Source organism: Methylobrevis albus, from assembly GCF_015904235.1.
In the GTDB taxonomy this organism is placed as follows: domain Bacteria; phylum Pseudomonadota; class Alphaproteobacteria; order Rhizobiales; family Pleomorphomonadaceae; genus Methylobrevis_A; species Methylobrevis_A albus.
This window is the reverse complement of record NZ_JADZLT010000050.1, coordinates 264,048-283,540: the sequence shown is the minus strand read 5'-3', so window position 1 is coordinate 283,540 and position 19,493 is coordinate 264,048. Positions and strand designations below refer to the sequence as shown.

At 70.5% G+C, this 19,493-nt stretch carries 15 protein-coding genes; 5 read left to right on the top strand and 10 right to left on the bottom strand.

Annotated elements, in window-relative coordinates; translation table 11 throughout:
* Nucleotides 1-110: 110 nt before the first annotated feature.
* From I5731_RS11015 to I5731_RS11000, 4 genes are all read right to left on the bottom strand, one after another.
* Entirely contained in the window at nucleotides 111-1,673 is a 1,563-nt protein-coding gene (locus I5731_RS11015; protein ID WP_235981712.1) for an ABC transporter substrate-binding protein, read from the bottom strand.
* Between the two features lie 89 nt (nucleotides 1,674-1,762).
* On the bottom strand, nucleotides 1,763-3,355 hold the full coding sequence (locus I5731_RS11010; RefSeq protein ID WP_197311436.1) for a hydantoinase B/oxoprolinase family protein: 1,593 nt from the start codon (nucleotides 3,353-3,355) through the stop codon (nucleotides 1,763-1,765).
* Nucleotides 3,352-5,367 (bottom strand): hydantoinase/oxoprolinase family protein, encoded by a 2,016-nt coding sequence (locus I5731_RS11005; RefSeq protein WP_197311435.1) that lies wholly within the window; start codon nucleotides 5,365-5,367, stop codon nucleotides 3,352-3,354. The genes I5731_RS11010 and I5731_RS11005 overlap by 4 nt, the downstream gene beginning before the upstream one ends.
* A gap of 11 nt (nucleotides 5,368-5,378) precedes the next feature.
* Nucleotides 5,379-6,710 carry an aspartate aminotransferase family protein gene (locus I5731_RS11000; protein WP_197311434.1) on the bottom strand — a complete coding sequence of 444 codons (1,332 nt, stop codon included), beginning with the start codon at nucleotides 6,708-6,710 and terminating at the stop codon, nucleotides 5,379-5,381.
* Nucleotides 6,711-7,177: 467 nt separating this feature from the next.
* On the opposite strand from I5731_RS11000, the gene I5731_RS10995 reads away from it, so the two are divergent.
* Complete coding sequence (locus tag I5731_RS10995; RefSeq protein WP_197311433.1) at nucleotides 7,178-7,852, top strand: GntR family transcriptional regulator; 675 nt, start codon at nucleotides 7,178-7,180, stop codon at nucleotides 7,850-7,852.
* An 11-nt stretch (nucleotides 7,853-7,863) separates the two neighbouring features.
* Here I5731_RS10995 and I5731_RS10990 read toward each other — a convergent pair whose 3' ends face one another.
* The 5 genes from I5731_RS10990 to I5731_RS10970 form a co-directional block, all read right to left on the bottom strand.
* On the bottom strand, nucleotides 7,864-8,766 hold the full coding sequence (locus I5731_RS10990; RefSeq protein WP_197311432.1) for an allantoinase PuuE: 903 nt from the start codon (nucleotides 8,764-8,766) through the stop codon (nucleotides 7,864-7,866).
* A gap of 31 nt (nucleotides 8,767-8,797) precedes the next feature.
* Nucleotides 8,798-9,268, bottom strand: a complete 471-nt coding sequence (locus tag I5731_RS10985) for an ureidoglycolate lyase (protein ID WP_197311431.1) — start codon at nucleotides 9,266-9,268, stop codon at nucleotides 8,798-8,800.
* Nucleotides 9,269-10,174, bottom strand: a complete 906-nt coding sequence (locus I5731_RS10980) for a polysaccharide deacetylase family protein (protein ID WP_197311430.1) — start codon at nucleotides 10,172-10,174, stop codon at nucleotides 9,269-9,271.
* A 138-nt stretch (nucleotides 10,175-10,312) separates the two neighbouring features.
* The gene (locus tag I5731_RS10975; protein WP_197311429.1) at nucleotides 10,313-11,068 is read right to left on the bottom strand and encodes an SDR family NAD(P)-dependent oxidoreductase; all 756 of its coding nucleotides are present in this window, start codon (nucleotides 11,066-11,068) and stop codon (nucleotides 10,313-10,315) included.
* A gap of 177 nt (nucleotides 11,069-11,245) precedes the next feature.
* Nucleotides 11,246-13,858 (bottom strand): cation-transporting P-type ATPase, encoded by a 2,613-nt coding sequence (locus I5731_RS10970; protein ID WP_197311712.1) that lies wholly within the window; start codon nucleotides 13,856-13,858, stop codon nucleotides 11,246-11,248.
* 290 nt (nucleotides 13,859-14,148) lie between these two features.
* Here I5731_RS10970 and I5731_RS10965 point away from each other — a divergent pair, with 290 nt between their 5' ends.
* From I5731_RS10965 to I5731_RS10955, 3 genes are read left to right on the top strand one after another with little or no spacing between them, the layout of a single operon-like run.
* Nucleotides 14,149-15,315, top strand: a complete 1,167-nt coding sequence (locus I5731_RS10965; RefSeq protein ID WP_197311428.1) for an ABC transporter substrate-binding protein — start codon at nucleotides 14,149-14,151, stop codon at nucleotides 15,313-15,315.
* Complete coding sequence (locus I5731_RS10960) at nucleotides 15,312-16,367, top strand: FecCD family ABC transporter permease (protein WP_197311427.1); 1,056 nt, start codon at nucleotides 15,312-15,314, stop codon at nucleotides 16,365-16,367. Before I5731_RS10965 ends, I5731_RS10960 begins: the two co-directional genes overlap by 4 nt.
* Nucleotides 16,364-17,191 (top strand): ABC transporter ATP-binding protein, encoded by an 828-nt coding sequence (locus I5731_RS10955; protein ID WP_197311426.1) that lies wholly within the window; start codon nucleotides 16,364-16,366, stop codon nucleotides 17,189-17,191. The genes I5731_RS10960 and I5731_RS10955 overlap by 4 nt, the downstream gene beginning before the upstream one ends.
* Here I5731_RS10955 and I5731_RS10950 read toward each other — a convergent pair.
* A complete protein-coding gene (locus I5731_RS10950) occupies nucleotides 17,161-18,267 on the bottom strand; it encodes a siderophore-interacting protein (protein WP_197311425.1) in 1,107 nt (368 codons plus the stop codon). The two genes, I5731_RS10955 and I5731_RS10950, sit on opposite strands and share 31 nt — an antisense overlap.
* Nucleotides 18,268-18,477: 210 nt before the next feature.
* Between I5731_RS10950 and I5731_RS10945 the strand changes: the two genes are divergently transcribed.
* Nucleotides 18,478-19,365, top strand: a complete 888-nt coding sequence (locus tag I5731_RS10945; RefSeq protein ID WP_235981709.1) for a helix-turn-helix domain-containing protein — start codon at nucleotides 18,478-18,480, stop codon at nucleotides 19,363-19,365.
* Nucleotides 19,366-19,493 lie beyond the last annotated feature (128 nt).

Below are 19,493 nucleotides of genomic sequence, written 5' to 3'. Positions count from 1 at the left end.
CGCTGGCCCTCTTTCATGTTGCGGCATAGCGGACCGGCGCGCGAGGCGTCGCCCGCCGGTCCGGATGAGGGACGGCGGCCCGGGGGTGCCGGGCCGCCGCAGGGTCTTGGTCACTCCTTGGAGTAGTCGAACCAGGCGTTGCCGTTCGGCGTGTACCAGGAGGTGCCCTTGATGTTGGCGCGGGTCGCGAGCTGGTAGCCGGGGTTGAACAGGAACACCCAAGGGGCGTCCTCGACCACCATCTGCTGCACCTGCTTCATGTCGGCGATGCGCTCGGCCTCGACCGTCGCGGTCAGGTTCTTGTCGATCAGCGCGTCGACGTCGGTGTTCTTGTAGCGGGAGAAGTCCACCATCGACTGGCTGTTGAGCCAGAGGTTGGTGACGTAGGCCGCGTCCGGCACGATCGCCATGTCGCGCAGGAAGTATGCAGGGATCGTACCGCCGGTGTAGCGCTCGACGAGGGTCGAGCTCGGCAACTTGCTGAGCTGCAGGTCGACGCCGGCGCGGGCAAACGAGGTCTTCAGGATGATCGCGATCTGCTCCTCGATCTCGTCACCGGTGCGGTAGCCGAGCTCGGTCTTGAAGCCGTCGGCATAGCCCGCCTCGGCGAGCAGCGCCTTCGCCTTCTCCACGTCCTCGGAGTAGGTGAAGAACTCGTCCGTATAGGCCGGGTAGATTTCCGAGACCGGGCTCTTGGTCGGGCGGGCGGTGTCGAAGTAGACGCTCTTGCCGATCTGGTCGCGCGGCACCAGGTAGTTCAGCGCCTGGCGGACGCGCTTGTCGGTGAACGGCTCGATCGTGTTGGTGAGGTCGACGCGGTGGATGTAGTTGCCGTAGACCTTCCAGATCTTCACCGCCTCGGACTTCGACAGCAAGTCGAGTTCGCGCGGCAGCAGCCATTCGGCGACGTCGATCGAGCCGGCCTGCAGCGCCGCGACACGGTTGGCCGAGGTCGGGATCTCGCGGAAGATGATCTTCTTCAGCTTCGGCTCGCCGCGGTAGTAGTCGAGGTTCGCCTCATAGACGATCTCGCGGCCGGGCGTGAACGTCGTCACCTTGTAGGGCGAGAACGACGCCGTGTTGGTCGAGAGCCACTTGGTGCCCCAGGTGTCTTCCGCCGTGAGGTGCTTCTTCACCTCGGTCGCGTCGATGATGCCGAGGTCGGAGTTGACCCAGAGCCGCTCGATCAGCGGCGAGGGGCCGGGCAGCTGCACCTTGACGGTGCGGTCGTCGACCTTCTGGAAGGCGCTGAAGTCCTGGATCTTCAGCATCTGGTGCATGTACCAGTAGAAGGTCCCCTTCAGCGCCCAGCCGCGCTCGAACGTCCACATCACGTCGTCGGCCGACAGCGTGTTGCCGGCGTGGCTCTTCGCCTCGGCGAGGGTGAAGGTGATCGACGAGCGATCGTCGGAGACCACCCAGGATTCGGCCAGCGCGCCGGTGAGCTTGTCGAAGTTCTCGACCATCACGCCGTCTTCGTTCGCCACCATTTCATAGGCGAGCAGGCGTTCGTAGACGTTTTTCCGCGCCTCCTGCACCGCTTCGGTCGAGGGATACTCGAGCTCGAGCGATTCCGGGGTGCGGGGGCCGGCGACGATCAGGGTTTCGCTGGCGCTCTGGGCTGCAGCGGGCAGAACAGGGGCCAGCACGCCGGCCAGTAGGGCCGACGACATCGCTAACGCACGTAGGTAGGACATGACGTACCTCTGCAGTCCGAGACGTTGATGGGTCCGCTCCGGAGCTATCGCTCTCTGTTGTTGAGTTACGGCGTGCCGTAACCGCCCCCGCCCCCGGTTTCGATGATCAGGACATCGTCCTTGGGCAGGTGAAGGTCGTAGAACTTGGACGGGCTTTTGAGCCCGTAGAGGGTGCCGAGTTCGGTGGTGACGCCGTTGCGGCGGATCGACCAGCGGTTCGGCAAGCCGGGCTCGCCGCCCTCGACGCCCCAGGGGGCGACGCGGTGGCGGTCGCCGAGGCCGGAGAGATGGTGGTCGGCGAGCAGGCGGTATTCGTGCACCGTGCCGTGGCCGCCGCGGTGCTGGCCGGCGCCGCCGGAGCCGTCGCGCAGGGCGTAGCGGTCGACGAGCACGGGGTACTTGTGCTCCCAGACCTCGATCGGCTGGTTCATCGACGTCTCGCCCCAGAAGTAGACGGCGTCGTTGCCGATCCCGGCGGCGGTCGCCCCCTGGCCGCCCTCGTAGTAGTTGTACCAGACCGCCTCTTCGCCGGTTTTCGGGTCGATGGCGCGGCCGGCGAGGTTGTTGCCGGAGGCGTGGCAGCCGGCGCCGGTGCGCTCGGGGATGGTGTTCGCGAAGGCCTTGAGGATGGTCTCGGGCACGCGCTTCGCCATCTCGAAGGTGCAGCCGTAGACCGGCGTCGGCCATTCGGCGCTGACGATGGTGCGCGGCGGCACCACCATCTCGACCTGGTCGAAGATGCCGGCGTTGACCGGGATCGTCGGGTCGACGAGGGCGACCACGGCGGCATAGGCCGAGGCGCGCGCCGAGATGAAGGTGGCATTCACCGGGGTGGGCGCCTGCGGCGCGGTGCCGGTGAAGTCGAGGTGGAAGCCCGTCGCCGACTTGGTGACCTTGACCTTGATCGGGTAGGTCGCGTCCGAAATGCCGTCGTCCTCGATGTAGTCGACCGCCTCGTAGACGCCGTCGGGGATCTCCTTCAGCGCCGCGAGGAAGCGCGCGCGGGAATATTCGATTGCCGCCGCCATGCCGTCGATCACCGCCGGCACGCCGTAGCGCGCGGCGAGCGACTGGATACGGCTCTCGGCGATCGCCGTCGCCGAGACCTGGCTCATCAGGTCGCCCCAGTCGTCCTCCGGCAGGCGGACGTTGGCGAGGATGAAGTCGCGCGTGCCTTCCACCAGCGTACCGGCGTCGTAGAGCCGCGACAGCGGGATGATCAGCCCGTCCTGCACGACGTGGGTCGAGGTGCCGGCGCAGCCGCCGGCCGCCATGCCGCCGACGTCGGTCCAGTGGCCGATGTTGACGGCATAGCCGACGTGGCTGCCCTCGCAGAACATCGGCCGCGCCACGACGACGTCGGACTGGTGCGTCGCGAGATAGGGGTTGTTGGTGATGAAGACGTCGCCGGGTCTCGGCGCCGGAAAGCGGGCGACGATCGCCAGCATCGCCCCGACCAGCGAGCCGAGGTGCACGCCGACGCCGCGCGACTGCATCACCATGCGGCCGGTGGTGTCGAACAGGGCGCAGGAAAAGTCGAAGCCCTCGGAGAAGGTCGGCGAATAGGCGGTCAGCACCGTCGTCTGGATCATCTCGTCGGTGGTCGAGAAGAGATGATTGCGGATGATCTGCTGGGTGAAGGGATCGAGGGTGCTCATGCCGCGGACGCTCCGTCGGTGGTGATGACGAGATTGCGGAAGGCGTCGACGCGCGCGCTGGCGCCTTCGGGCACGTAGAAGGTCGTGTCCACTTCCTCGACGAGGCAGGGGCCGGCGAAGCGGGCGCCGGGGCCGAGGGTGGTGCGGTCGTAGATCGGCACCTCGCCGGCGATGCCGGCGATCGTGGTGGTGCGAGCCGCGACGACGGTCCGGTCGTCGCGCTCCTCCTCCGCCGAGATCGGCAGCGGCGGCATGTCGGCGATCGCGGCGACGCGGCCGGTGACCACCATCACGGCATGACCGTGCCGGGTGCCGTAGAGCAGGAAGTGCTTGTCCTCGAAGGCCTCGGTGATCTCCGCCGCCGTCCAGTCCGGATCGACCAGCACGCTGATCTCGTGCGCCTGCTTGACGTAGCGCAGATCGAGGCTGAACTCGTGCCGCGGAGCGCTGGTGGCGCCGTCGAAGGCGGAGGCGTCGATTCCGCCCGTCAGGTCGGCGAAGAAGGCGGCGATCTCGCCGGGGCCAAGCATCGCGAGCGGCTTCAGGATGGTGCGGGCACGGCTCACCTTCAGCGGCGCGCTGACCATGCCGAAGGCGGAGAACACGCTCGGCATGTTGGGCACGACGATTTCCGGGATGCCGACCTCGGCTGCGAGCACCGCGGCGTGCTGGCCGCCGGCACCGCCGAACGGCACCAGGGCGAAGTCGCGCGGGTCGATGCCCTTTTCCACGGTCATCTGCCGGATCGCCGTCGCCATCGCGGCGTTGACGACGCGGTAGATGCCCTCGGCCGCCTCGCGCACCGAGACGCCGAAGTGGTCGGCGATCCGGCCGACGGCGGCTTCCGCCGCCGCGACGTCGAGCGGGAACGTCGCGTTCGGGTGGATCAGGCCGAGCACCAGGTTGGCGTCGGTGACGGTGCAGTCGGTGCCGCCGCGGCCGTAACAGGCCGGGCCGGGATCGGCGCCGGCGCTCTGCGGGCCGACGCGCAGCGCGCCGCCGTTGTCGATCCAGACGATCGAGCCGCCGCCCGCGCCGATCGTCTTGATGTCGATCGTCGGCGTCTTGACCGGAATGCCCCACTCGATCTCGAAGGTGTTCTTGATGTCGAAGCGGCCGTCGCGGATCACCGCGACGTCGAAGCTGGTGCCGCCCATGTCGACCGTGACGAGATTGCGCCGCCCGGTCTGCTCGCCGAGGAAAGCACCACCGAGCACGCCGCCGGCCGGGCCCGAGACGCACAGCGTCACCGGACGATCCGCCGCTTCGGTGCCGGTCTGGATGCCGCCCTCGGAGCTCAGATAATTGACGAGGCCCGGCACGCCGACCCGGGCGGCGAGGGCGTCGACGTAGCGTCGCACGCGCGGCATCGAGTAGATGTTCGCGACCGTGGTGTTCGCCCGCTCGTATTCGCGGATCTCGCGGCAGATCTGCGAGGAGACCGAGACTGCGAGGTGCGGCGCCCGCTCGCGGATCACCGCCTCGACCACCTTCTCGTGCCGGTCGTCGAGATAGGCGTGCATCAGGCTGACGGCGATGCCCTCGACGCCGAGCGCGACGATGCGGTCGACCACTTCGGCGACGTTCGCGGGATCGATCGCCGTCTCGATGGTGCCGTCGGCCATGATCCGCTCGTCGACCTCGAAGCAGAACTCGCGCGGGATCAGCGGCACCGGCTTGCGCCAGGCGAGGTCGTAGGGCAGCGGCCGGGTGGCGCGCATGATCTCCAGCACGTCGCGGAAGCCGCGCGTGGTGATCAGGGCGGTGCGGCCGCCTTTCCGCTCGAGGATGAGGTTGGTGACGATCGTGGTGCCGTGCACCAGCGTCCCGATCTCGTCGATCGGCACGCCGACCGCGGCGAGCGCGGCGAGGAAGCCTTCTTCCGGCGCCTCGGGGGTCGAAGGGGTCTTGGAGCGGGTCACCGCGCCGGTCGCCTCGTCGAACACGACGATGTCGGTGAACGTGCCACCGATGTCGATGCCGACGCGCTTGCTGTTCTGTTTCGCCGTCACGGATCGCGCCCTCATGCCGCGTGGAACCTGTCGACCACTTCGATGGTGCGGTCGATATCCGCTTCGGTGTGGGCGCCGGACACGAGCAGGCGCTGCACCTTGCGGGGCTTGGCATAGATGCCGTTGTCGAAGAGGAAGCTGGCGAACTCGGCCGACCGCGACATGTCGTGGTGGGCGAAGACGTCGCTCAGCGAGTTCAGCGTGCGGTCCGAATTGTGGATCGCGACGATGGAGTGGAAGACGTTTGCCCGGGCGACGATGCCGCGCCGGCTGTAGATTTCGTCGAGCCCGTCGGCGAGCCGCCTGCCGAGCGCCGAGATCCGGGCATGCACCGTGCCGTCGGCGAGCTTGCCGATGGTGGCGAGCGCCGCGGCGACCGAGGCGACGTTGCCGTTGTAGGTGCCGGAGAAGAAGGCCTTGCCGACGGGGGCGAGCTTTTCCATCAGCTCGGGCTTTGCACAGATCGCCGCGATCGGCAGCCCGTTCGAGATCGCCTTGCCGAAGCAGCCGATGTCGGGGGTGACGCCGAACAGCGTCTGCGCGCCGCCGACGTGGTGGCGGAAGCCGGTCAGGATCTCGTCGAAGATCAGCAGCGCGCCATGCGCGGTGCAGAGCTCGCGCAGCCCCTCGAGAAAGCCCGGCAGCGGCGTGATGTTGCCGGTGATCGGCCCGTGCATCACCGGTTCGACGACGACGCCGGCAATCTGGTCGCCCTCGGTGCGGAACAGCTCTTTCACCGCCTCGAGGTCGTTGTAGTCGAGCACCCGGATCGAGGCGACCGTCTCGTCCTTCAGGCCGGTGGTCTCGGCGATCGGCTTGTACTGGCCGTCGTTGCCCGGCGGACCGGCGAACGACGAGACGTTGAACAGGAAGTCCTCGTGCCAGCCGTGATAGGAGCCGGCGAACTTGACGAAGATCTTGCGGCCCGTCGCCGCCCGGGCGAGACGCCCGGCCATGTAGAGCACGTCGGAGCCGGCGTTGAGGAAGCCCGACATGCCTGCGCAGGGAATGTGCGCCGCCATCGTCTCGCCGAGCATCACCTCGAGGTCGCTCGGCGCACAGAACACGGTGCCGCGGCTGCGCATTGTCTCGGCGACCGCTGCGTCGACGTCCGGGTCGGCATGGCCGAGCACGGTCGGGCCGGCGCCGTTCCAGTAGTCGATGTACTCGTTGCCGTCGACGTCGATGACCTTCGAGCCGATGCCGCGCGACAGATAGTGCGGATAGGGCGCGTAGAACTTGCCGTCACCCTGGGCGCCGAGCGGCGCCACCTTGCGGGCTCGCTCGAACCATTCCATGGAGCCGGAGACGCGCTCCGACGGCTGATAGGCATGACCGGACATCGTCTGTCCTTCCCGGAGTTGCGGTCGTTCTGGGTCGCCGCTCGTTGCATGGCGGCTTTCGGTGCCGGACGGAGGTCCGGGGCGAGAGGCCGGAGGAGAGCGCTCCGACCTGCTGATATTTGATATGATATCAAACTTTATCAGATTTCCGGGCAACTCTAAAAATGAGGCAGTTCCGACTTGATCCTCGCCAGAACGCGCAGGTCGGCGCCATATGGCGGCGCGCCGGGGCGGAAACCGGGACCTGCGCCGTTGCGCGGACTGCGCTTTCCGCTTTCGGCGCTGCCCAGAATTTCGCCATCGCGCCCGGTGGAGGCGACGGCACTGCGGGCACTTCCCACGGGCCCCTGCGCTTGACACGGCGCCGTGCGCGGCCGATTGAACGAGAGATTAACGGGACATGATCGGGAATTTCACGATCCCGGACCGGTCCGGCCGGTGCCTTCCTTTTCGCAGAAGACGAGCCGATGTTCTCCAAGACGGACCACGCCTATGAGACGCTGCGCCGCCAGATCCTGGACGGGACGCTGAAACCCGGCGAGCGGCTGCGGCTCTCCCACATTGCCGCCGAGCTCGGCCTCAGCGAGATGCCGGTGCGCGAGGCGCTGCGCCTCCTCCACAAGGACGGCCTGGTGCTGCTCAACCTGCACCGCAGCGCCGAGGTGGCGACGCTGTCGTTCCAGACCGCCTGGGAAATCGAGGAGGTGCGGCTGCACCTCGAGGCCTTCGCTTGCGCCACGGCGGCGCCCTATCACGATGCGGTCTCGATCGCCGAGATGCGCGAGTTGATCGCCGAGCTGAAGCTCGACCCCGACCACCCCGTCGCCATCGCCCGCCGCAACCGCGCCTTCCACACGCTGGTGATGTCGCGCGCGCCGAACGCCTTCCTGCGGTCGCACGTCGAGGAGCTCTGGGACCGCACCTGGCAATATTCGTCGGCGTCGTTCTTCGACTTCATGCCCGACCGCAAGCCGGTGCTGCCGATCGAGAACACCCGCATCGCCGACCTGATCGAGGCGCGCGACCAGAAGGGCCTCGAGGCCTACCTCGCCGAACGCCTCGATGGCATCCGCATGGCCTGGAGCCGTGCCGTCCGCCGCGCCCGCGCCGGGGCGCCCAGCGCGGCGCCGGCCGACGCCTGAGGGCTGGTCGCTCAGCCCGCCGGATGCGTCGCCAGCCAGTGGCGGGCGATGTCGACCCGCCGCGTGACCCAGACGTCCTTGTAGCCCTCGACATGGTCGAGGAAGCGCTCCAGCCCGGCGACCCGCGCCGGGTGGCCGACGATGCGCGCGTGCAGGCCGACCGACATCATCTTTGGCTGATGCGCCCCTTCGCGGTAGAGCACGTCGAAGGCATCGATCAGGAATTCGGCGAACTGTCGCCCGGTCGACATGCCGCCGCGGGCGAACTTCACGTCGTTGTTGGTGAGCGAGTAGGGCACCACGAGATGCGGCTTGCCCGCCGCCGCGACGTAATAGGGCAGGTCGTCGGCGTAGCTGTCGGAATCGTAGAGAAAGCCGCCGTGCTCGGCGAGGATGCGCCGGGTGAAGAGGCTCGGCGCGTAGCGGCAGTACCAGCCGACCGGCGCCGTCCCCGTGGTGCGGGCAAGACTGTCCACCGCCATCGCCACCAGCTCGCGCTCGCGCGCCTCGCCGAGCGGCTGCACCCGCTCCCAGCGGTAGCCGTGGCAGCAGACGTCGTAGCCGCCGGCGCGGATCGCGGCGGCGAGCTCCGGATTGCGCTCCAGCGCCAGCGCGCAGGCGAACATCGTCGCGGGCAGGCCGCGGCCGGCGAACGTGCGCAGCAGGCGCCAGACGCCGGCGCGGGCGCCGTATTCGAACATCGATTCCGCCGCGAGGTCGCGCCCCTCCAGCCCGCCGCCGCCCTCGGTGAGCCCCGTTTCGCTGGCGCCGTCGCCATCCGGCACCGACGGCTCGGAACCCTCCTCGACATTGACGACGAGGTTGAGCGCGAGTCGCGCCCCGCCAGGCCAGCGCGGGTCCGGCGGTGTCGCGCCATAGCCGACGAAGTCGCGAGGATGGAGATCGGCGGTCATGGCGGGCCTCGTCGCTGGGGGATGAATCCGGTCAGTCGGGCGCGGCGATGGCGACCGGCGCGGCGAGGACGGCGTGCTCGGTCTCACTCGGCACGCCGTGCGCGGCCATGATCACCAGCACGTCGAACGCATCATCGACGGCGAGCAGCCCGTGGTGCCAGACGCCCGGGTGGTAGCAGACACCTGTCCCCGGCGGCGCCACGAACGCGCGCAAGGCGCCCGGGTCGGGCGCGCCGGACGGATCGGCGCCGCAGACGATCACCAGCATCTCTCCCGCCCCGAGCGGCGCGAACGACTGCGCGCCGTGCGGATGCCGCTCGAGTTGCACTGCCTGAACCGGCCACGCCGCGACGGCGAGCCGGTTGACCCAGACGGCGGGCCGTTCGAAGCCGGGCCTCGCCGCCAGCGCCTCCGGCAGGTGGTGCCGGCCGTTCGCGCCGCCGTGGCGAATCAGCGTGCCGAAGGGGGCGAACGCCTCCGCCGTCAGCGGCGCGGCGCGCATCTAGAGGCCGAGCCTCTTCTCCTCGGCGATGAACCAGTCGAGGATCTCCGCCCCGGTCCAGTGCACGACGCCCTCGTGGCCGAGGATGTGGTCGTAGAGCTGCTCGAGGTAGCCGATCCGGTGCGGCACGCCGGTGAGATAGGGGTGGATCGCGATCGCCATCACCCGCGGCGTCGACGCCCCGTCCTGCAGCAGCCGGTCGAACTGCGCGATGCCGCGCTTCATCAACTCGTCCGAGCTATGCCCCTGCACGGCGTGCACGACGACGTCGTTGACCTCGACGGAATAGGGCACCGAGACGATCGAGCCGGCGTCCGATTTCAGCCGCACCGGCTGGTCGTCGAGGCACCAGTCGCAGACGTAGCCGATGCCGGCGGCGGCGAGATGGTCGAGCGTCGTTTCGGTCTCGGTGAGGCCCGGGCTCTCCCAGCCGCGCGGCGGCCGTCCCGTGAAGGCGGTGATCGCCTCGACGGTCTTGCGGATCGCCTCGGCCTGGTCGTCGAGGTCGTGCATCGACCGCTGTTCGAAGCCGTGGCCCATGAAGTCCCAGCCGGCCTCGCGCGCTGCTGTGCAGGCGTCCGGATAGGCCGCGATCGCCGAGCCGTTGACGGCGAAGCTCGCCTTGAGGTTGCGCGACGACAGCACCTCGAGAAAGCGCCAGAAGCCGACGCGCATACCGTATTCGTGCCAGGCCCAGTTCGAGATGTCGGGCATCAGCATCCGGCCCATCGGCGGCGGGATCACCGCACGCGGCATCGCCCGGGCCGGGCTCCACGCCTCGACGTTGACGATGGTCCAGACGGCAACGCGGGCGTCGCCGGGCAGCTTGAAGGCCGGGCGTGCGGTGATCGGCGCATAGGGCGCGCGGTCGGTGATCGCATACGGCGACGGCTTCGATTCGGACATGGAAGGGGCTCCCTTGCCGGCACCGGGCGCCGCCGGCGACTTGCGCCGGGGCCGGGCCGATCCGGCGTTCGCGGTCTTTTTTCCGGGCGCCGGGGGGCGCTCGTCTTGTGGCCGATGGCGGATTCCCGCCGGTCGGCGTCAGACCATGACGTCGCCGCCGTTCGGCGACAAGGTCTGGCCCACGAAATAGGACCCGGCGGCGGAGGCGAGCAGCAGCACCGTCGGCGCGATCTCGTCCGGCTGGCCGAAGCGGCCGATCGGCAGCTGCGCCTGCTTCATCGCCAGCCACTCGTCGCTGAGCCCCATCAGCAGCTCGGTCTCGACCGGGCCGGGCGCCACCGCGTTGACCAGCACGCCGTGCGGCGCACCCTCATAGGACAGCGCCCGCGTGAAGCCGACGATACCGGCTTTGGCAGCGCAGTAATGCGCGAGGTTCGGCGCGCCCTTGTAGGCGAGCTGCGAGGCGAAGTTGATCACCCGGCCGTAGCCGCGCGCCAGCATGCCGGGGAACACCTGCCGGGTGACGAGGAAGGTGCCGCGCAGATGCACGCCGATCATCCGGTCCCAGTCGGCGACGGAAATCTCTGCGAACGGCTTGTCGCCGCCGATGCCGGCGCAGTTGACGAGGATGTCGACCGGGGCGCTGGTCGCCGCGATATCGGCGAAATAGCCGGCGACCGCGGCCTCGTCCGCGACGTCGCAGACCTCGCCGCGGCAGCTGAATCCCTCGGCGCCGAGCCGGGCGTCGAGGGCCGCGGCGCGCGCCTCGTCACCGACATGGCAATAGCGGACTGCCGCGCCGTGGCGCGCGAACAGCTCGACGATCGCCGCCCCGATGCCGCGGCTGCCACCGGTGACGACAGCGGTTCGACCGGCCAGGCTGAATGGGTCCAACGCACGTCCTCCGCCTGATGATTTCTGATATACGATCAAATATCAAATTTCAGCGCAAGACGACGCCATGCCGAAAAATCGGGCATCCGGATCCCGGGTGGTCGTCGGGACCGGGCAGGCGAGGGCGGCACGCCCCCACGCATGGGCGTCGGTTGAGATCACCCGTCGCGCTTCGGATCAGCTCCGGCGCAGCCCCAGCCGGATCTGCTTCTCGATCTCGAGCAGCGCGAAGAAGGCCGCTCCGACGCCGACGATCAGCAGCCCGTCGGTGAAGGGCACCGCCCGGGTGCCGAGCAGCGCCTGCAGCGGCGGCAGGTAGGTGACGGCGAATTGGGTAACGGTGATCGCGGCGACCACGATCCACACCGCCTTCGTGCCGCGCACCGCGGCGAGGCTCAGCGAGGTGCCGTGGATGTTGCGGATGAAGAAGAGGTGGAAGATCTCCAGCACCACGATCGTGTTCATCGCCATCGTCCGCGCGAGGTCGACCGGATAGCCGCGGTCGGTGGCGTAGGAGAAGATGCCGAATACCGCGACGACGAACAGCGTCGCGACCAGCACCACGTGCCAGACGAGAGCGCCCGACAGGATCGGCGCCGTGCGTGGCCGCGGCGGCCGCGTCATGGTGCCGGCCTCCGTCGGCTCGAAGGCGAGCGCGATGCCGAGGGTGATGCCGGTAACGAGGTTGATCCAGAGGATCTGCACCGCCGTCACCGGCAGGGTGAGGCCGGCGAGCAGGGCGAGGATCACCGTCGCGGATTCGCCGGCGTTGGTCGGCAGCGTCCAGCTGATCACCTTGGTGAGGTTGTCGTAGACCGTCCGCCCCTCGCGCACCGCCGCGGCGATCGAGGCGAAGTTGTCGTCGGTGAGCACGAGGTCGGCGGCTTCCTTGGCCGCTTCCGAGCCCTTCCGCCCCATGGCGATGCCGGCATCGGCGCGCTTCAGGGCGGGGGCGTCGTTGACGCCGTCGCCGGTCATTGCCACCGAGAAGCCGTTCGCCTGCAGCGCCGTGACGAGGCGCAGCTTGTGCTCCGGGCTGGTGCGGGCAAAGACGTTGACGCCGGAGACCGCCAGCGCCAGCGCCGCATCGTCGAGCTTGTCGAGATGCGCGCCGGTCAGCACTCGGTCGGGGTTGTCGAGCCCGACCTGGCGCGCGATCGCCGCCGCAGTTCCCGCATGGTCGCCGGTGATCATCTTCACGCGGATGCCCGCCGTCCGGCATTCCGCTACGGCGGCGATCGCTTCCGGGCGCGGCGGATCGATCAGGCCGACGAGGCCGAGAAAGCGCAGGCCGCCCTCCAGCGCGGCCGCATCGATGGCGTCGCCGGTCTCCGTCCGTTCGCCGAAGGCGAGCACGCGCAGGCCGCGCAGCGCCATCGCCTCGGCGCGCTGGTGCCAGTGGTGCGGATCGATGTCGCCGCACATGCGCAGCACCCGCTCGGGCGCGCCCTTCACGGCGGTGACGCGCCCGGCCGCGCTCTCGGTCAGCACCGCCATGAAGCGGTGGCGGGAATCGAACGGGATCGCGTCGAGGCGGCGGGCCTCGGGCGCGGCCGCACCGTCGACCTTGCCGGCGAAGGCGAGCAGGGCGCCCTCCATCGGGTCGCCCTCGACCAGCCAGTGGCCGCCCTGCAACGTCAGCGCGGCGTCGTTGCACAGCGCCGCCGCCCGGGCGAGCCGGGAGAGGTCGCCGGCCGGGGTGATCGTGCCCTCCGGCGCATAGCCCGCGCCGCCGACCTCGAAGGCGCCCGTCGGCGTCTCGGCGGCGGTGACCACCATCTCGTTGCGCGTCAGCGTGCCGGTCTTGTCGGTGCAGATCACCGAGACCGAGCCGATCGCCTCGATCGCCGGCAGCCGGCGCACGATGGCGTGGCGCTGCGCCATCGCCTGCACGCCGATCGCCAGCGTGATGGTCATCACGGCGGGCAGCCCCTCGGGGATCGCGGACACGGTGACGCCGACGACGACCATGAACAGCTCGGAAAAATCCTGATGCCCGACGAAGGTGCCGTAGGCGAGCAGCAGGGCGGCGGCCAGCAGGATCAGGAACGACAGCCAGCGCGCGAAATGGTCCATCTGCGCGACCAGCGGGGTGGTGAGCTGCTCGACGCCCGCGAGCAGCCCGCCGATGCGGCCGATCTCGGTCGCCGCCCCGGTCGCGACCACCACGCCGCGGGCGGTGCCCTGCGTGACGAGAGTGCCCGACCAGAGCATCGGGCTGCGATCGCCGAGCGCCGCGTCGGCAGCGACCGGCGCCACAGATTTCTCCGCCGGCACGGATTCGCCGGTGAGGATCGCCTCCTGCGCCGCGAGCCCGCGCGCCTCGATCAGGCGCAGGTCGGCGGGCACCTTGTCGCCGGCCTCGAGCAGCACGATGTCGCCGGGCACGAGATCGGCGGCGTCCACCGTCACCCGCGCCCCGTCGCGCAGCGCCGCGGTGTGCGGCGCCAGCATCTGCCGGATCGCCGCCATCGCCGCCTCGGCCTTGCCCTCCTGCACGAAGCCGATCGCGGCGTTCGCCAGCACCACGGCGAGGATGACCCCGGTGTCGACCCAGTGCTGCAGCGCGCCCGTCACCATGGCGGCGGCAATCAGCACGTAGATCAGCACGTTGTGGAACTGGGCGAGGAAGCGCCGCAGCGGACCTTTCGCCGGCGTCTCGGGCAGTCGGTTCGGACCGTGGAGGCCGAGCCGCCGCGCGGCCTCGGCCCCGGTCAGCCCGTTCGCGCCGGTGCCGAGTTCGGCGAGGCAGGCATCGGCGGGAAGGCTGTGGGGCGCGTGCGGCGGCATGGACACGATGGGAGCTCGCTTTCTGGTCGCAGGTCGTCTCCGGGGCGATCCGAGGCGGCGGCCATGCCGCGTCCGCACCCAGCGGGTCGCCGCGACGATAGCGACATCGAACCGCCGCTCGGTTGATCTCGATCAAGCCGTGCCCGCCTGCCGGGTGATGCGGCCCCAAAACATGAGAATTGCATTCCAATTTTTAGCGCGACCGGCTAGACCGCTCCGGTCTCCGCCGCAACGGCCGCGTCCGCGCCGTCGGCGTTCCGCTTGAAGATGACCCGCGCGAGGGGTTCGGCGTGCTGCGCGATCTTCTGTTGTCCGTCCGCCGGCCCGCCGGCGTCCCGTTCCTCCTGTTTGTCGTGCTGGCGGCATTGCTCGCGGCCGTCCCGCGCGGCCTTGCGGAAGAGAACGCGGCATTCCCGCTCACCGTCACCGACCTCGCCGGGCGCAGCGTGACGATCGCGGCGCCGCCGCAGCGGATCGTGCTCGCCGAAGGGCTGCAACTCCTGTCGCTCGCCCTCGTCGCCCCCGACCCCACCGCGCGGCTCGCCCTGATCGGCCGCGACCTCGCGGGCTTCGATCCGGGCCTCGCCGGCATGCTCGGCCGCGCCTTCCCGGGCCTTGCCGACGTGCCGACCATCAGCGACGACGGCGCCGGCCTGCCCCTCGAAACCGTCCTCTCGGCCCGCCCCGACCTCGTGATCTTCAGCCTCTGGCAGAAGCCGCGCGTCGAGCCGCAACTCGCCGAGTTCGAGGCGCTCGGCATCCCCGTCGTCTTCATCGACTTCTTCGTCGCGCCGGTGGAAAACACCCCCGCCAGCCTGCGCCTGCTCGGCGCGGTGATGGGCACGCCCGAGCGGGCCGAGGCCTATGTCGGCTTCTACGAAGCGCATCTCGCCGAGGTGCGCCGCCGCATCGCCGCGTCGGCCACGCCGGCACCGAGCGTCTTCATCCACGCCTATCCCGGCACCTGGGCCTGCTGCTGGTCGGCCGGCAAGGCCGGCTTCGGCGAGTTCGTGGAGATTGCCGGCGGCCGCAACATCGGCGCCGAGCTGTTCCCGAGCGAACTCGGCGGCACGCTGGCGCCCGAGTTCGTGCTCGCCGCCAACCCGGCGGTCTACGTCGCGACCGGTCTTTCCAGCACCGGCGGCGAGGGGCTCGAGATCGGCGCCGACGTCGCAGCGGAGGCCGCCCGCGCCGGGCTCGGCCGGGTCGCGGCGCTGCCGGTGATCGCCGATCTCGGCGCGGTCCAGGCCGGCCGGGTGCACGGCCTCTGGAACTTCTTCAACGGCTCGCCGCTCAACATCCTCGCCGTCGAGGCGCTCGCCGGCTGGTTCCACCCGGAGGCGATGCGCGGCGTCGACCCGGCCGACACGCTCGCCGAGATCAACCGCCGCTTCGCCGCCGCCCCGATCACCGGCAGCTTCTGGTCGAGCCTCGGCAACGAGGCGGACGCGCCTTGACCACCGCGACCGCCGCCGTCGACGCCGTCCTCGCCGAGCACCGCGCGCTCACCCGCCGGCGCCTCGCTGCCGTGGTGGGGCTCGCCGTGCTCGCCGTCGCCGCCTTCCTGCTCGATCTCTTCTCGGGTCCATCCAGCCTTTCGATCGGCGACGCCTTCGCCGCGCTGCTGTCGCCGGAGGGGCTCGACCCGACGACGCTGGTCATCGTCCAGAACGTGCGACTGCCGGCCGCGCTCACGGCGGTGCTGGTCGGCGCCGGGCTCGCGATCGCCGGCGCCGAGTTGCAGACGGTGTTCGACAACCCGCTCGCCGACGGCCTCACTCTCGGCATTGCGCCGGCCGCCGCCCTCGGCGCGGCGCTGGCGATCATCCTCGGCGTCTCGTTGCCGGGCATTCCCGCCGCCTGGCTGGTGCCGGCGAATGCCTTTGTCTTCGCCTTCGGCGCGACATTGGCGTTGATCGTCATGGCGCGGGTGGCCGGCGGCGGAGCGGAGGTGCTGCTCCTCCTCGGCATCGGCATGGTCTCGGCCTTCAACGCCCTGATCGCCATGCTGCAGTTCGTCGCCTCGCAGCAGGCGCTGCAGCAGTTCGTGTTCTGGATGCTGGGCTCGCTGTCGGGCGCGCGCTGGGGCGTGATGGGGCCGCTCGCCGCCGCCGTGCTGGTGCTCGGGCCGCTGGCGATGCGCCAGTCGTGGCAGCTCACCGCGCTGCGCCTCGGCGAGGAGCGCGCGGCGAGCCTCGGCATCAACCTCCAACGCCTGCGGCTCTGGTCGCTGCTCCGCGTCAGCCTGATCATCGCCGCGGCCGTGTCGATCGTCGGCACGATCGGCTTCGTCGGCCTCGTCGGGCCGCACATCGCGCGCCTACTCGTCGGCGAGGATCACCGCTTCTTCCTGCCGGCGAGTGCGCTCACCGGCGCGATCGTCATGTCGCTCGCAGCCATGGGCGCCAAATCCCTGCTCGTCGGCGCGGTGATCCCGATCGGCATCCTCACCGCCCTCGTCGGCCTGCCGGTGTTCTTCGCCCTGATCCTGTCGGGGCGGGCGCGATGACGGGTGCGGCGCTTCGAATCGAAGACTTCGCCGCCGGCTATCGCGGCCGCGACATCGTCACCGGCGTCACCATGGCGCCGATCGCGCCCGGCACCCTGCTCGCCCTCGTCGGCCCGAATGCTGCCGGCAAGTCGACGCTGCTGAAGGGCCTCGCCGGGTTGGTGCGCACCCGCGGGCGGCTGGTGCTGGGCGGCGTCGATCTCGCCGCGGCGAGTGCGGCGCGGCGCGCCGGCCTCGTCGGCTTCATGCCGCAGGCGCTGCCGCGCGCGATCCGCCTCACTGCCCTCGAAAGCGTCGTCGGGGCGCTGAAGGCGGGCGCGGGCCTCGCGCCCGATGATGGCGATGGCCGCGCCCCGGAGCGCCGCGCCGCCGAGGCACTGGAGCGCTGCGGCGTGCTCGGCGTCGCGATGACGCCGCTCGAGGCGCTGTCGGGCGGCCAGCGCCAGCTCGTCAGCCTCGCCCAGGCGGTGGTGCGCGCGCCGCGGCTGCTGCTGCTCGACGAGCCGACCAGCGCGCTCGACCCGCGCCACCAGAACGCGGTGATGACACTCGCGCGCGATCTCGCCAGTGAGGGGCGCATCGTCGTCGTGGTGCTGCACGATCTCGGCCTCGCCGCGCGCTTTGCGAACCGCATCGCCGTGCTGCGCGCCGGGCGGCTCCATTCCGAAGGCCCGGCGGCCATGGTGCTGACGCCGGCGATGCTCGCCGAGGTCTACGGCGTCGAGGGCCGCGTCGAGCGCTGTTCGCGCGGCACGCTGCAGGTGCTGGTCGACGGCGTCGCCACGCCGGCCGCTCAGGCGTCCCAGAACCCGGCGGCGATGTAGCGCTCCGGGGGCAGGCCGATACCGCGGAGGTGGGTGCGGATTCGGCGCGCGGCGGTGGTTTCCGCCGCGAACAGCACGAAGAGACCCGCGTCGGCAGCATCGATCGGGAGGGCCTCGACGGCCTCGGCCAGCGGCACGCCGGGAGCCGCACCGCGCCGGGGCAGGAAGGCGATGTCGAGCGTCGCGGCACTCTGGAGCGGCAGTTTGTCCGCCGCGGTCTCGACCTCGATGCGCACGACCGCCGAAGCGGTGGCGGGCAGGGCCTCCAGCACGCGCGCGATCATCGGCAGCGCGGTCTCGTCGCCGGCGAGCAGATAGCGCGCCGCGGCGGGCACCGTGCGTCCACCCGGGCCGTACATGCCGAGCACCGCCCCCGGCACCGCGCGGAGCGCAAAACGGGCGCCGGGCGAGGCCGGATGCGCCGTTTCGCCGTGCCCGGCATCGGCGCCGTCGCCGTGCAGCACGAAGTCGATCTCCACCGTGCCTGCCGCGACGTCGATCCGCCGGATCGTATAGACGCGCACCGGCGGCGGCGTGACGCCGGGATCCCAGGCGAGGCGGCCGCCGGCATCGATGCGCGGGGCAGGGGGCGGCACGGCGGGGTCGTCCGGCAGCACGAGGCGGACATGCAGGCCGCCGTCCTCGAACGGGCCGAGGTCGTCGCCCGCGAGCGTCAGCCGGCGCATGCGCGGGCTGAGGTCGCGCACCGCCGTCACCCGCATCTCGCGGTAGCAGCGCCCGCCGCGCGGGCGCTCTGCTTCCTCCGGCGCCGCAGTCGCGGACGGGCTGGTCCAGACGATCGGCGCGGCGAGGTCACCGGCGAACTCGGCGACGTGCGAGGCCACCATGTCCTTCACGGCCGCGAGATAGTCGGTATCGACCGCGTGGGCATCGAAACGCAGCATCCGCTCGCCCGAGCTGAAGCCGACCCGGACGAAAGGCGTGCGCGCCTCCGCGCTCCAGCCGTCGCGGCGGATATCGACGTGCTCGTCGAGATGAGCACAGAGCCGCTCGAACACGTCGCGGGCGGCGGCGAGCGGAATCTCCGCGACGGCGATGGCGGCGAGCTCGGTCATGTCCCGGAAATCCTCGACCTGGCGCCGGACGCAGCGGAGCGGAGCCTGATTTATCTTGAGTTTGATTGTCAGGTTTATATGCTGCACGGCAGCGTGCGAGCAAGCCGGGAAACCGGCCGGATGCGGCGGACGTCGCCGGCGTCTCACCGTGAATTCCTGTGCCCGTCCGGGCCCGCGGCGCATTGGTATCGTTGCAGGGTTTTCGCGTCGATGAATCCGTTCCGGCCGCAGATGACCACCCGGATCGCCGGCTTCAGCGTTGCGACCTTGAAGACGCGCAGCTTCGACGGCGTCGCCGCCGACCTCTGGCAGGTGCGCTGCGCCGCGACGGCGGGCGGCGACTATGTCGGCCGCGACCCGCGCATCGTCGTCGTGCTCGAAGCGCACGGCGGCGGCGCCTTCGATTTCGAGACGGCGGCGGGGCGCACGCGCCAGCGCTTCGGCAACCGGCCACTGATCAGCTTCGTGCCGGCCGACCTGCCGATGACCGGCACGGTCGTCGGCCTCACCGGCCTGCGCCATCTCGACATCCACTTCGACTTGGCCGCGCTGCGGCGCCGCTTCGGCGCCGCGCTTGATCCCGAACAGCTCGAGACGCCGCGGGTGATGTTCGACGACGACCGCACCGCCGCGCTCGCCCGGCTGATCGCCGCCGAGATCGACAGCGACCGGCCCCTCGACGACCTCTACGGCGAGAGCCTGTTCACCGCGCTGATCGCCGGCCTGTTCGAGGTCGCCGCGCCGCCTGCGCGCCGGCGCAGCAGCCTGCCCGACCGCACGCTGCGCCGCGTCTGCGCCTTCATCGAGGAGAACTGCGCCCGGCCGATCCGCATCGAGGAACTCGCCGCCATCGCCGGCCTGTCGCCGAGCCACTTCGGCCATGCCTTCAAGGCGGCGGCCGGCGTCGCGCCGCACCAGTGGCAGCTCGCCGCCCGGGTGCGCCGGGCGCAGGCGATGCTGCGCCAGCCCTCGGCGTCGCTGGTCGACATCGCGGCCGCCACCGGCTTCTGCGACCAGCCGCATTTCACCCGCGTCTTCCGCCGCATCGTCGGCGTCACGCCGCGGGTCTGGCTGCGCGAGACCGCCGGCCGTTGCTGACGGGGTGCCTGTGGTCGGGGGCGCCTGTGGACCGCCCGCGCGCGTTCACCCCGGCGGGTACAAGAAACCCCGAAACGTACAAGTCAGCCTCGATTTCTTGAATTAACTACTCAACTTTGATGGCGCCC

Bases quoted from the DNA above. Each gene is read 5' to 3' on its own strand.
- I5731_RS11010 (WP_197311436.1), bottom strand. From the start codon at position 3,355: ATGAGCACCCTCGATCCCTTCACCCAGCAGATCATCCGCAATCATCTC.
- I5731_RS10980 (WP_197311430.1), bottom strand. From the start codon at position 10,174: ATGTCCGAATCGAAGCCGTCGCCGTATGCGATCACCGACCGCGCGCCC.
- I5731_RS11000 (WP_197311434.1), bottom strand. From the start codon at position 6,710: ATGTCCGGTCATGCCTATCAGCCGTCGGAGCGCGTCTCCGGCTCCATG.
- I5731_RS10950 (WP_197311425.1), bottom strand. From the start codon at position 18,267: ATGACCGAGCTCGCCGCCATCGCCGTCGCGGAGATTCCGCTCGCCGCC.
- I5731_RS10995 (WP_197311433.1), top strand. From the start codon at position 7,178: ATGTTCTCCAAGACGGACCACGCCTATGAGACGCTGCGCCGCCAGATC.
- I5731_RS10955 (WP_197311426.1), top strand. From the start codon at position 16,364: ATGACGGGTGCGGCGCTTCGAATCGAAGACTTCGCCGCCGGCTATCGC.
- I5731_RS10985 (WP_197311431.1), bottom strand. From the start codon at position 9,268: ATGCGCGCCGCGCCGCTGACGGCGGAGGCGTTCGCCCCCTTCGGCACG.
- I5731_RS11015 (WP_235981712.1), bottom strand. From the start codon at position 1,673: ATGTCGTCGGCCCTACTGGCCGGCGTGCTGGCCCCTGTTCTGCCCGCT.
- I5731_RS10945 (WP_235981709.1), top strand. From the start codon at position 18,478: ATGAATCCGTTCCGGCCGCAGATGACCACCCGGATCGCCGGCTTCAGC.
- I5731_RS10970 (WP_197311712.1), bottom strand. From the start codon at position 13,858: ATGCCGCCGCACGCGCCCCACAGCCTTCCCGCCGATGCCTGCCTCGCC.
- I5731_RS10990 (WP_197311432.1), bottom strand. From the start codon at position 8,766: ATGACCGCCGATCTCCATCCTCGCGACTTCGTCGGCTATGGCGCGACA.